The 12,015-nt window shown below is 53.9% G+C and carries 12 protein-coding genes and 1 pseudogene; 9 read left to right on the forward strand and 4 right to left on the reverse strand.

Going from position 1 to position 12,015, the window contains the following annotated elements:
• Positions 1-21: 21 nt before the first annotated feature.
• Together cysH and RW65_RS04235 are read left to right on the forward strand one after the other, a co-directional pair.
• Positions 22-756 (forward strand): phosphoadenosine phosphosulfate reductase, encoded by a 735-nt coding sequence (gene cysH, locus RW65_RS04230; protein WP_039055419.1) that lies wholly within the window; start codon positions 22-24, stop codon positions 754-756.
• A 288-nt stretch (positions 757-1,044) separates the two neighbouring features.
• Positions 1,045-1,809 (forward strand): DeoR/GlpR family DNA-binding transcription regulator, encoded by a 765-nt coding sequence (locus tag RW65_RS04235; RefSeq protein WP_039055420.1) that lies wholly within the window; start codon positions 1,045-1,047, stop codon positions 1,807-1,809.
• A 26-nt stretch (positions 1,810-1,835) separates the two neighbouring features.
• On the opposite strand, the gene RW65_RS04240 is transcribed toward RW65_RS04235, so the two are convergent.
• Positions 1,836-2,606: an amidohydrolase gene (locus RW65_RS04240; protein WP_039055422.1), complete on the reverse strand. Its 771-nt coding sequence runs from the start codon at positions 2,604-2,606 to the stop codon at positions 1,836-1,838.
• 145 nt (positions 2,607-2,751) lie between these two features.
• On the opposite strand from RW65_RS04240, the pseudogene RW65_RS21610 reads away from it, so the two are divergent.
• From RW65_RS21610 to RW65_RS04255, 4 genes and pseudogenes are all read left to right on the forward strand, one after another.
• Positions 2,752-2,886, forward strand: a pseudogene (locus RW65_RS21610) (type II toxin-antitoxin system RelE/ParE family toxin); the annotation flags it as partial.
• Complete coding sequence (locus RW65_RS04245) at positions 2,886-3,188, forward strand: HigA family addiction module antitoxin (RefSeq protein WP_039055423.1); 303 nt, start codon at positions 2,886-2,888, stop codon at positions 3,186-3,188. The pseudogene RW65_RS21610 and the gene RW65_RS04245, both read left to right, overlap by 1 nt.
• 117 nt (positions 3,189-3,305) lie before the next feature.
• Positions 3,306-3,827 (forward strand): DUF2778 domain-containing protein, encoded by a 522-nt coding sequence (locus RW65_RS04250; protein ID WP_039055424.1) that lies wholly within the window; start codon positions 3,306-3,308, stop codon positions 3,825-3,827.
• Complete coding sequence (locus tag RW65_RS04255) at positions 3,802-4,068, forward strand: hypothetical protein (RefSeq protein ID WP_039055425.1); 267 nt, start codon at positions 3,802-3,804, stop codon at positions 4,066-4,068. The genes RW65_RS04250 and RW65_RS04255 overlap by 26 nt, the downstream gene beginning before the upstream one ends.
• A gap of 165 nt (positions 4,069-4,233) precedes the next feature.
• On the opposite strand, the gene fadE is transcribed toward RW65_RS04255, so the two are convergent.
• Positions 4,234-6,681, reverse strand: a complete 2,448-nt coding sequence (fadE, locus tag RW65_RS04260) for an acyl-CoA dehydrogenase FadE (RefSeq protein ID WP_039055426.1) — start codon at positions 6,679-6,681, stop codon at positions 4,234-4,236.
• Between the two features lie 236 nt (positions 6,682-6,917).
• Here fadE and lpcA point away from each other — a divergent pair, with 236 nt between their 5' ends.
• Both lpcA and RW65_RS04270 read left to right on the forward strand, forming a co-directional pair.
• Positions 6,918-7,499, forward strand: coding sequence for a D-sedoheptulose 7-phosphate isomerase (lpcA, locus tag RW65_RS04265; RefSeq protein ID WP_039055427.1), 582 nt, complete (start codon positions 6,918-6,920; stop codon positions 7,497-7,499).
• Between the two features lie 99 nt (positions 7,500-7,598).
• Positions 7,599-8,366, forward strand: coding sequence for a class II glutamine amidotransferase (locus RW65_RS04270; protein WP_039055428.1), 768 nt, complete (start codon positions 7,599-7,601; stop codon positions 8,364-8,366).
• Here RW65_RS04270 and dpaA read toward each other — a convergent pair.
• Positions 8,337-9,074 carry a peptidoglycan meso-diaminopimelic acid protein amidase gene (gene dpaA, locus RW65_RS04275; RefSeq protein WP_039055429.1) on the reverse strand — a complete coding sequence of 246 codons (738 nt, stop codon included), beginning with the start codon at positions 9,072-9,074 and terminating at the stop codon, positions 8,337-8,339. The genes RW65_RS04270 and dpaA overlap by 30 nt on opposite strands.
• Before the next feature lie 350 nt (positions 9,075-9,424).
• Between dpaA and dinB the strand changes: the two genes are divergently transcribed.
• A complete protein-coding gene (gene dinB / locus RW65_RS04280; protein WP_039055430.1) occupies positions 9,425-10,480 on the forward strand; it encodes a DNA polymerase IV in 1,056 nt (351 codons plus the stop codon).
• A gap of 61 nt (positions 10,481-10,541) precedes the next feature.
• Here the strand turns inward: dinB and pepD are convergent, their stop codons facing one another.
• Positions 10,542-11,999 (reverse strand): cytosol nonspecific dipeptidase, encoded by a 1,458-nt coding sequence (pepD, locus tag RW65_RS04285; protein WP_039055431.1) that lies wholly within the window; start codon positions 11,997-11,999, stop codon positions 10,542-10,544.
• Positions 12,000-12,015: the final 16 nt, after the last annotated feature.

Below are 12,015 nucleotides of genomic sequence, written 5' to 3' on the forward strand. Positions count from 1 at the left end.
GGGGCGATAAGAGAGGTCAATATGTCTGAACTCGATCTGCATGCGCTCAACGAAATGCCAAAAGTTGACCGTATCCTTCAGCTTGCTGAAACCAACGTCCGGCTGGAGAAACTCAGCGCCGAAGAGCGTGTCGCCTGGGCGCTGGAAAACCTGCCGGGCGAATATGTGCTCTCTTCCAGCTTTGGTATTCAGGCGGCGGTGAGCCTGCATCTGGTAAATCAGGTGCGCCCGGATATCCCGGTGATCATCACGGATACCGGCTATCTGTTCCCGGAAACCTATCAGTTTATCGATGAGCTGACGGACAAGCTGAAGCTGAACCTGAAAGTCTACCGCGCCGAACAGAGCCCGGCCTGGCAGGAAGCGCGCTACGGCAAGCTGTGGGAGCAGGGCGTTGAAGGGATTGAAAAATACAATCACATCAATAAAGTCGAGCCGATGAACCGCGCGCTGGCCGAGCTGAAGGCACAAACCTGGTTTGCCGGTCTGCGCCGCGAGCAATCCGGCAGCCGCGCGACCTTACCGGTGCTGGCGATCCAGCGCGGTGTGTTTAAAGTGTTGCCGATTATTGACTGGGATAACCGCACGGTTTACCAGTACCTGCAAAAACACGGGCTTAACTACCATCCGCTGTGGGATCAGGGTTATTTATCAGTGGGCGATACGCACACCACGCGTAAATGGGAACCGGGCATGGCGGAAGAAGAGACGCGCTTCTTCGGTCTGAAACGTGAATGCGGCCTGCACGAAGGTTAAATTCTCCGCTCCCTCAAGGAAGAGGGAGCATTATCCCGTCAACCCCTCCTGTGCTGACCCTCCGCTATGCATGAGCCACCATCAGGTACAACAGGTGCCCTAAATTTGTCCCTTAGTCTGCGCCAGCACGAACGTTAACAGCGTTTGCAGGCCACAAAGCGAGCCTGCTGCGGTTAAACTCCCCTTTTATCCTTGCAGACGTTCGGGCAAACATCACCGGAACAGGTATCATGCATAACGGATGACAATGCGCCAGGGCGCAATGTGGCGTTACTTTGAGGGTTGCTTGTGACTGATTACAACGCCTTGCCTGAGCAGAGGCAGGGGATTATCCAGAAAATGCTGAAAGAAACCGGGCGGGTTATCGGCGTGGATATGGCGCGCCAGCTTGGCGTATCAGAACACACCATCCGCCGGGATTTACAAGTTCTGGCGCGTAAAGGCGTATGCAAGAAAGTCTACGGCGGCGCGGTCAGCGAGCTGAAACAGTCCGCCAGTTTTGCGGTTCGCCAGGGGCAAAATAGTGCGGAAAAAGAGCGAATCGCGCGCCATTGTGCGCAAATGATCGGTGCCGATAGCTGCATTTTTATCGATGCCGGTTCCACTTACCTGGCGATGGCGGATTTTATTCCCGCTGGGATGGAGCTCACCATCGTGACCAATTCGCCGCAAATTGCCGCCGCGCTGAGTGGCCGCAAAAGCGGAGAGTTAATCCTGCTGGGCGGGAAAGTGAATCCGCAAACCGGCAGCACGCTGGGTTCAGATACGGTTAATCAGATCCGCAATATGCTGTTCGACCAGGCGTTTATTGGCGTCTGCGGGCTGGATCCGCAGGCCGGTCTGACGGCGGTTTACTACGACGATGCCTGTTTTAAAAAAGAAGTGATTGCGCAAAGTAATGAAACGATCGCAGCGGCAACGGCGGATAAAATGTCTCAGGTCGCGCGCTATAAAGTCGCCTCCTGTGAAGAACTGGATGTGGTCGTGGTGAGTAACGAGACGCCAACGGAAAATTTCCGTCATACCTCTTTGCGTATTGATACGGTTGCTTAAACCTCTCGCCACCCGGAGAAGGGCGATTACCCCAGCGTAAAGGGATCCGCATCCTGCCATGCCGGAAACGTCTTGCGATACTCCTGCAGGGCGCTTAAGGAGAGCTCGGCATCAATACGCGTGGCCTGGTGCGGCTCGGCGGTAGCGATAACTTCGCCCTGTGGGCTGATAACCCGACTGTCGCCGCGATAGTGATGCCCGTTGCCGTCGGTACCGACGCGGTTGCAGCCCGCCACCCAGGCGAGATTTTCAATCGCGCGGGCCACCAGCAACGCTTGCCAGTGCAGGGATCGCGGCGCAGGCCAGTTGGCGACATACAGCAGCAGATCGTAATCATTGCGGTTGCGCGACCACACCGGAAAGCGCAGGTCGTAACATACCAGCGGTAAAATGCGCCAGCCGCGCCACTCAAAGACCACACGTTCCTGACCCGCTTGATAATGGTGATGCTCATCGGCCATGCGGAACAGGTGACGTTTATCGTAGAAATGCACATCCCCGTCCGGTTCGACCAGTAAAAAACGGTTCACCGGCCCGCGCTCGGACTGCAGCGCCGCACTGCCTGCAATCAGCGCATTGGTCTGGCGGGCTTTGTTCTGCATCCAGGCGACCACCTGATCTTGCGGCATCGACTGTTGCGCCGCTTCCATAGCAAAACCGGTCGTAAACATCTCCGGCAGCACAATGATATCGCGCCCGCTGACCTCTTCGAGATGCACATCAAAATGGCGCAGATTGGCGGGTCCATCCATCCAGACTAAAGGTTGTTGTAATAGCGTAATTTTTAATCCAGGCACGATAGCGACCCCGCGTAAACCAGCATCAACACTGTAGTATGAGGATAAATGAAAAAAACCGCAGGGGGAAAGTGAAGCGCGAATATTGCAGGGTCAAGTGGGCTTTGAACAGAGGCGAAGCCGATGGGTTACTGTATGAGGCTACCCCGGCTTTAAATTTCATTCGTTGAAAGGGGATAAACAAAACCTTTTCGCTATTACCGTTCGCGCCAACTGGCGAATCACCTTTGAATTCAGAGACGGTGACGCCTACATACTTAACTTAGAGGACTATCATTAATGATCATGCTCAACCCCCCACATCCAGGGGTCTTGATCGCGGAATATCTGGAGGATTACGGCGTCAGCCTGCGAGCATTGGCTCGCGATCTCGACGTTTCTCCCTCGGCCCTGAGTAAGGTTACAGCAGGTAAAACCGCGATCAGTCCCGAAATGGCCCTCCGGCTTGAAGCCGGTTTAGGGATTGCAGCTCGCTTATTGCTGGCTATGCAGGCGACATACGATCTTAGCCGCGCCCGCGAAACTGTCGATCTGACGCACGTAATACCATCGCAACACTCCCGCAGCGAGACCGCCCGTTAAGCCAGAATGCCCGTGTTTATGCGGGCGTCTTTTATAGCTTTAAAAAGTTGACTGCGCGGTTTAAATCAAATAATTGTTCCAATAACCACTTTATCAATAATGTCACCAGGAGGGTTTATGGCGTTACAAGGAACGTTAATATTGAACGGAGCGGATTACGTACCTTTCAATTTATTTGGTGTGGGTGTGTTTATGGCACATTCAGGGTTAGGGGCCTACAGAAATAATTTTAATTGCGGGGCTATTCCACAAATTGGTCCGTTACCGCCAGGGAAATATTGGATTGTAGATCGTAAGGAAGGTAATTGGTTCTCTCAAAAGAAGGCGGAAATTCATGACTCAGCTAACAGGCTTTTTGGGAGACGAGAGTTTGGCAAAACCCATTGGTTTGCGCTATGGCGCGATGATTTGGGGATAGATGATTACACCTGGATTGAAAGCGTCAAGCGAGGTAATTTCCGGCTGCACCCTGGTACAATTTCAAAAGGATGCATAACCATAGCCCATAATTCTGACTATCAAATGATCCACAATGCGCTTATGAACACAACGCTGATTGAGGTTCCTTGTCGACACGCGCTAATGGCGCGAGGATGGGTGGAGGTTGTCGCCGGTGGCTATCAAAACACTTGCCCTTAAACTCAGTAAAATAACCTATTTTATTATTTTATTATTTGGTATTGGTCATCTGCTTCCAGAGCCTGAAAGATATATCAATTATGAAATTGCCACCAAAGTTTCACTCTTTCTTTATGATGATGAAAGCCCAGAAGCAATGTACAACGCTTATTCCTGTATAGACGGGTTGATCATGCTGATTATCATCACTCCGCTTTATATTTTTACCGTGAAATTATTGATGAGAAAAATGAAAAGTTGATAACCGGCGCAAAGAGCAAGAAAAGCAGGCTGCGTCGGTTAAAACAAAACAAGACTTGTCGAATATTATTCATTTTTACCCAAAACTAAAAAGCCTGAGTCGGTTAACTATCCGAACTCAGGCTTTTATTCTACTTACACCATCTTTGTGCTGAACGCGGTTTTATCAGGCCGCTTCAGGTTTACGCATCTTTTCCGGCGTGGTGACCACCGGCTGTGTTGCCAGCGCCTCCGGTTCGAAGTCGTCAACGTTGATACTGCGCAGACGGCTGATTTCCGCTTTGTTCAGCAGCGCGGCCTCTTCCTGATTAATCAGGCCGCTTGCCAGCGCCTGCTGCGCCAGCACATCCAGACGGGTGAACGGCAGGTTTTTACCCAGCGATTTACAGATGCGCTGGTGAATCGGATCGGCCGCCATCACATCAACCAGCGCCTCTTCCAGCAGACCAATCGGGTTATGCTCGCTCGGCGTCAGATACTGACCGCGGCCAATACGTGAACGCGTGGCGCTCGGGGTTTGCAGGATCTTCGCTACCTTATGATCAAGCTTGTCGGACGGGGCGCGATAGTGGCGACCGGTCGGGAAAATCACCAGGCTTAACGCGCCTGCAACAAAGCGGTTCGGGAAGTTCTCCAGCAGATCGTGCATCGCCTGTTCCGCCTGATAGAGCGCATCCTGCACGCCCCAGTGCACCAGCGGTAGATCCGCTTCCTGGCGACCTTCATCGTCATAGCGTTTTAGCACCGACGAAGCGAGATAGAGCTGGCTTAAAATATCCCCCAGACGCGCGGAGATTCGCTCACGACGTTTCAGGCTACCGCCCAGCACCGCCATCGACACATCCGACAGCAGCGCAAGGTTGGCGCTCAAACGGTTCAGATGCTGGTAGTAACGTTTGGTGGCATCGCGGGTCGGCGTGGCGCTGGTTAAACCGCGCGTCAGGCCAAGCCACAGGCTGCGCATCTCATTACTGCCCACATGGCCGATATGTTTAAACAGCAGTTTATCGAAAGCGTCGACATCGTTATTCTGCGCGGCGGCCATCTCTTCCAGCACATACGGATGGCAGCGAATAGCGCCCTGACCAAAGATCATCATGCTGCGGGTCAGAATGTTAGCCCCTTCCACGGTGATGGCGATCGGCGCGCCCTGGTAAGCACGGGCCAGGAAGTTGCCTTCGCCGAGCATAATGCCTTTACCGCCGGCAATATCCATCGCGTCAATGATTGCCCGCTGACCACGGTGGGTACAGTGATATTTAACGATCGCGGAGAGCACCGCCGGTTTTTCACCGAGCATAATGCCGTAGGTGACCAGCGACGCCGCCGCATCCATCGCGTAAGCGTTACCGGCAATACGTGCCAGCGGCTCTTCAATGCCTTCCATTTTACCAATCGACACTTTGAACTGACGGCGGATATGAGCGTAAGCGCCAATCCCCATCGCCACGGATTTTACGCCGCCGGTCGAGTTGGAGGGCAGGGTGATACCGCGGCCTACCGACAGACATTCCACCAGCATACGCCAGCCCTGACCGGCCATTTTCGGCCCGCCAATAATGTAATCAATCGGGACAAAGATATCGTCGCCGCGGGTCGGACCGTTCTGGAACGGCACGTTCAGCGGGAAGTGACGGCGGCCAATTTCCACGCCCGGCGTTGACGTTGGGATCAGCGCACAGGTAATACCAAGTTCTTCATCGCCACCGAGCAGTCTGTCCGGGTCGGAGAGCTTAAACGCCAGCCCCAGTACGGTGGCGATCGGCGCCAGCGTAATATAGCGTTTGTTCCAGGTCAGGCGCATACCGAGCACCTGCTGGCCCTGCCAGTCACCCATGCAGACGACACCGGTATCGGGAATCGCACCGGCATCAGAACCCGCTTCCGGGCTGGTCAGCGCAAAGCAGGGAATTTCCAGACCGCGTGCCAGACGCGGCAGATAGTGATCTTTTTGCTCTTGCGTACCGTAATGTTGCAACAGTTCGCCCGGGCCTAAAGAGTTAGGCACGCCGACGGTGATCGCCAGAATACCGGAGACGCCAGAGAGTTTTTGCAGTACGCGGGATTGGGCATACGCCGAGAATTCCAGCCCGCCGTACTCTTTTTTAATGATCATCGCAAAGAAGCGGTGCTCTTTTAAGTACGCCCACAGTTCCGGCGGCAGATCCGCCATTTCGTGGGTGATTTGGAAGTCATTTGCCATGCGGCAGGCTTCTTCCACCGGACCATCAATAAACGCCTGTTCTTCAGCGGTCAAACGCGGTTGCGGGTAGTTGTGCAGCTTTTTCCAGTCTGGATTACCGCGAAACAGATCCCCTTCCCACCAGGTTGTCCCGGCATCGATAGCTTCTTTCTCGGTGCGTGACATCGGCGGCATTACTTTACGGAAACCGCGAAACACCGGTGCCGAAATCAGCGCTTTACGCATCGGCGGCAGGTTTAACGGCACCAGGATAATCGCCAGCGGCAGCAGCACCCAGATAGACCACACGCCAGAAAGGCCCAGTGCGGCGGTCCACGCCAGAAGAATAACGCTGCTCAGCAGCAGGTTCACGCGGTGGTAAAACAGCGCGCTGACCAGTACAACCGTTGCGAGAATACTCAAAATCATCATAAAGAAAAGCTCCCTTGCTTGTAGGAGGTCTGACCACTTGTGATGTATTGTTTGTAGTGGATGTCATTTCTTTTATCAATGTGTTTACAAAATAATTACAACCTGGTTCACAATGTTGAGGGCTTTTCATTCAGCGAAAATGAAAACAGCGGGGCGCTACGGCTTTAGCTTCTCGCCTGAAATGCTATCCGGTACACTGCGCAGTGTTATTTACATTTATGCTGAAGGATATCCTCATGTACCAGGATCTTATTCGTAACGAACTGAACGAAGCGGCGGAAACGCTGGCGAATTTCTTGAAAGATGATGCCAATATTCACGCTATTCAGCGCGCGGCGGTATTGCTGGCCGACAGCTTCAAAGCCGGCGGCAAAGTGTTGTCCTGTGGTAACGGCGGCTCGCACTGCGATGCGATGCATTTTGCCGAAGAGTTAACCGGGCGCTATCGTGAAAACCGCCCCGGCTATCCGGCAATCGCTATCTCTGACGTGAGCCATATTTCCTGCGTCAGCAACGACTTCGGTTACGATTATATCTTCTCCCGTTATGTCGAAGCGGTTGGTCGCGAAGGCGATGTGCTATTAGGGATCTCCACGTCCGGTAACTCCGGTAACGTCATCAAAGCTATTGCGGCCGCGCGTGAGAAGGGGATGAAAGTGATCACTCTGACGGGTAAAGACGGCGGCAAAATGGCCGGCTCGGCGGATATCGAAATTCGTGTGCCGCATTTTGGCTATGCCGATCGTATTCAGGAGATTCACATTAAGGTGATTCACATCCTGATTCAGCTTATCGAAAAAGAGATGGTCAAAGCGTAACACGTTTTAAGCCGGGCAGCGCGAAGCTCATCATCTTGCTGCCCGGGCATTACTGCGGTCACTCTTCGCCTTTTGTGGTCAGGCGCTGTGGAGGGAAATATGTGCGAACTGCTCGGCATGAGCGCCAATGTACCAACGGATATCTGTTTTAGTTTTACCGGTCTCGTCCAGCGCGGCGGTGGCACCGGGCCGCATAAAGATGGCTGGGGTATTACCTTCTACGAAGGCAAAGGCTGTCGCACTTTCAAAGATCCGCAACCCAGCTATAACTCTCCCATCGCTAAACTGGTGCAGGATTACCCCATTAAATCCTGTTCGGTGATTGCTCATATTCGCCAGGCCAACCGTGGCGAAGTGGCGCTGGAAAATACCCATCCTTTTACCCGCGAACTGTGGGGACGCAACTGGACCTACGCCCATAACGGGCAGCTGACGGGTTATAAAGGGCTGGAAACGGGGAATTTTCGCCCGATAGGCGAAACCGACAGCGAGAAAGCCTTCTGCTGGCTGCTCTACAAGCTGACCGAGCGCTATCCACGCACGCCGGGCAATATGCAGGCGGTGTTCAAATACATTGCGTCACTCGCCAGCGAGCTGCGCCAGAAGGGGGTATTTAATATGCTGCTTTCTGACGGGCGCTACGTAATGGCGTTCTGCTCGACCAATCTGTTTTGGATCACGCGTCGTGCGCCGTTTGGCGTAGCAAAGCTGCTGGATCAGGATGTGGAGATTGATTTTCAGCGGGAAACCACACCGAACGATGTGGTTACCGTGATTGCCACTCAGCCGTTAACCGGCAATGAAGCCTGGCAAAAGATTATGCCAGGCGAGTCGGCCTTATTTTGTCTGGGGGAGCGTGTAGTTTGACGCCAGCTGCGGCTGCACCGAAGTATTGATCGGCTTGCTCACCACATAGCGACCATCCACCACCGAAACAACCGGCGGCTGGTGGGTGGAAGCGAAGTAGTCATAACCCGGCTTCAACTGCTGCCAGAAATCCGCATAGGTTGAATATTTATGACGCTGCATATTGGCATCGGTCATGCGGAACGGATAAATGCTCACCTGCACGTTCGGCTGCCCAAAGACCAGCGCGGCGGTGACGAACTGGAAGATCTCATCAATACCGGAATCCGTCATCGCGTAGCAGCCAATCGACACGCAAGCGCCGTGAATCATCAGGTATTTGCCTTCGTAGCCGTGGGCGCGGTCATAGTTGTTTGGAAAACCAATATTAATCGCTTTATAGAAACGGCTATCCGGCTTGAGCTGGCTGCGCTGCACGGAGTAAAAACCCTCCGGGCTTTTAAAATCACCCTGGCGCTGCTTAGGGCCTAACCCGCCGGAGTAATTACAAATTTTATAGCTGTCGAGCAGCTGGTATTGCTCGCCCATTTTGACGTAAAGATCCAGGGTGCGCTCTTCTTTGAAGATCTGGATGTAAATCGGCGAACCCATCAACTGTTGCTTAAATTCTTTGCTCACCGGCGCGGTTGAACTCTTGCTGCTGACCAGGCCAGCAAACGAGACGCACGGAAGCAAAAGCATCGCAATAAACAATGCGATTTTGCGCATACTGCTTGTTTCCTTGATAAAGACATTACCACATTGCCAGGACGGCAAAGGAAGCCCAAAATTCAGACGATTCTGTTTCGGTGCGCCCACATTAGCATTACGGTAATTTTTCGCAAGCCCGAAAATAGGGGGATTTTTCAGGCCGCTTCTTTATTAACGCGCGCGTTACAAAGTGCTGTCGCCGTGAAAGATTAGCAATCAATTACCTGGCTTTGTGCGGGTTAAAAATCGTCGCTTAAAACGGCAGAATTACCGCTTTACTTGCTCTCTAATCAGTGGATTTACGCGCTGGCTTCTCAATCGCTCCAGTTGTGCTGTATACTTATCCAGTGTTCTGTGAGGGCTGGCGTATGCGCAAAATCATACATGTCGATATGGACTGCTTTTTCGCGGCGGTAGAGATGCGCGATAATCCGGCCCTGCGCGACATCCCGATAGCCATTGGCGGCAGCCGGGTAAAACGCGGCGTCATCAGCACCGCCAACTATCCGGCGCGTAAATTTGGCGTACGCAGCGCGATGCCCACGGCGATGGCACTTAAGCTTTGCCCGCATCTCACTTTATTACCCGGCCGTTTCGACGCTTATAAAGAAGCCTCGCAGCAGATCCGCGAAATCTTCTCCCGCTACACCTCGCTTATCGAACCCCTTTCCCTTGATGAAGCCTATCTGGATGTCACCAACAGCCCGCACTGCCACGGTTCGGCCACTTTAATGGCGCAGGAAATCCGCCAGATTATCCTTAATGAAACCGGGCTCACCGCGTCGGCGGGCATCGCGCCGGTGAAATTCCTTGCCAAAATTGCCTCGGATCTTAATAAGCCCAACGGTCAGTATGTGATTACCCCGGCCGATGTCCCGGCGTTTTTACGCACGCTGCCGCTGAGTAAAATCCCCGGCGTGGGGAAAGTGTCGGCAGCAAAGCTCGAAACCCTTGGCTTGCGCACCTGTGAAGATGTGCAAAGAAGCGATCTGGCGATGCTGCTTAAACGCTTTGGCAAATTCGGCCGGGTTTTATGGGAGCGCAGCCAGGGGATTGACGAGCGGGAGATTAGCAGCGAGCGGCTGCGTAAATCCGTCGGCGTTGAGAGGACGCTGGCGGAAGATATTCACCACTGGGAAGAGTGCGAAGCGATCATCGAGCAGCTCTACCCGGAACTGGAGCGGCGCTTAGCCAAGGTGAAACCGGATCTGTTAATTGCCCGCCAGGGCGTTAAGCTTAAGTTTAATGATTTTCAGCTCACCACGCAGGAACATGTCTGGCCGCGCTTAAATAAAGAAGATCTGCTGGCGACGGCGCAAAACACCTGGAACGAGCGCCGGAGCGGGCGCGGCGTTCGCCTTGTCGGCCTGCACGTGACGCTACTCGATCCGCAGCTGGAGCGACAGCTGGTGCTAGGGATATAAAACGGTCGGAAAGGGCAGAAGTAGAGAGAAAAGTCCGCGCCGGGCGGCGCGGACCTGAGGCTTATTTCGCCGGAATCGCTTTTAGCAACTCGGTCAGCAGGGTCCAGTAATGGCCCACGCTTTCGATATGCACTTGTTCATCCGGTGAGTGCGGACCGGTAATGGTTGGCCCAATAGAAACCATATCCATATCCGGGTACGGTTTTTTGAACAGACCGCACTCAAGACCCGCGTGGATAATCTGAATGTTCGGGGTTTTATTGAACAGACGCTGATAGGTTTCACGCACCAGCGCCATCACCGGCGAATTCGCGTCCGGCTGCCAGCCCGGATAACCGCCTTTCGGCGCGGTTTTCGCACCGGCCAGCGCACCCAGCGATTCCAGCATGCTCACCACGTAATCTTTGCCGCTGTCCACCAGCGAGCGGATCAGGCAGACGATTTCGGCGCTGTCGTCCGCGAGCGTCACCACACCGACGTTCAGCGAGGTTTCCACCACGCCTTTCGCCACGTCTGAGTTACGAATCACGCCGTTCGGCGTGGCGTTCAGCAGGCGCACAAAGGTATCGCGCGATTCGCTAGTCAGCGCGGCTTTATCGCTCGCAACGCTATCCAGCAGCACCACCAGGTTTTTCTCTTTTGCTTCCAGCTCGTTTTTCAGGATTGCCTGATAGGTGCTGGCGAGGGTTTTCAGCTGTGCGGCTTTATCTGCCGGAACGGCGACAATGGCAAAGGCTTCACGCGGAATGGCGTTACGCAGCGTACCGCCGGTGAAATCCAGCAGACGCAGATCCAGTTCGGCAGCGTGGCCGGCGAGGAAGCGCACCAGCAGTTTATTGGCGTTACCTAAGCCAACATGGATCTCCGCGCCAGAGTGGCCGCCTTTCAGCCCTTTCAGCGTCAGCTTAAAGGTTTCATACCCGGCCGGAACCGCTTCGCGAGTGAGGGGCAGGGTGGTAATAAAATCGATACCGCCTGCGCAACCCATGTAGATTTCACCCTCTTCTTCAGAGTCGGTGTTAATCAGAATATCCGCCTGCAGCCAGTTCGCCTGCAGACCAAATGCGCCGTCCATGCCCGCTTCTTCGGTCATCGTCAACAGCACTTCCAGCGGGCCATGCTCAACGCGGTCATCCGCCAGCACCGCCAGCGCGGAGGCCATACCGATGCCGTTATCCGCGCCAAGTGTGGTGCCGCGCGCTTTAACCCATTCACCGTCAACATACGGGCGAATCGGATCGGTGGTGAAATCGTGTACCGTGTCGTTATTTTTCTGCGGCACCATATCAAGGTGCGCCTGCAGAACTACCGGCTTGCGGTTTTCCATACCGGCGGTCGCCGGTTTACGAATAAGAATGTTACCAACCTGGTCGCGCTCCGCGTGAAGCCCTTTTTCTTTCGCCCAGCCCATAATGTGTTCGGCGAGTTGTTCTTCATGGTAGGACGGGTGCGGGATAGAACAGATTTTGGCAAAAATATCCCACAGCGGCTGTGGCGATAGTTGAGACAGTTCAGACACGGTGAGTCTCCTTACG

It is taken from the genome of Enterobacter sp. Bisph1, from assembly GCF_000814905.1.
GTDB lineage: Bacteria > Pseudomonadota > Gammaproteobacteria > Enterobacterales > Enterobacteriaceae > Kosakonia.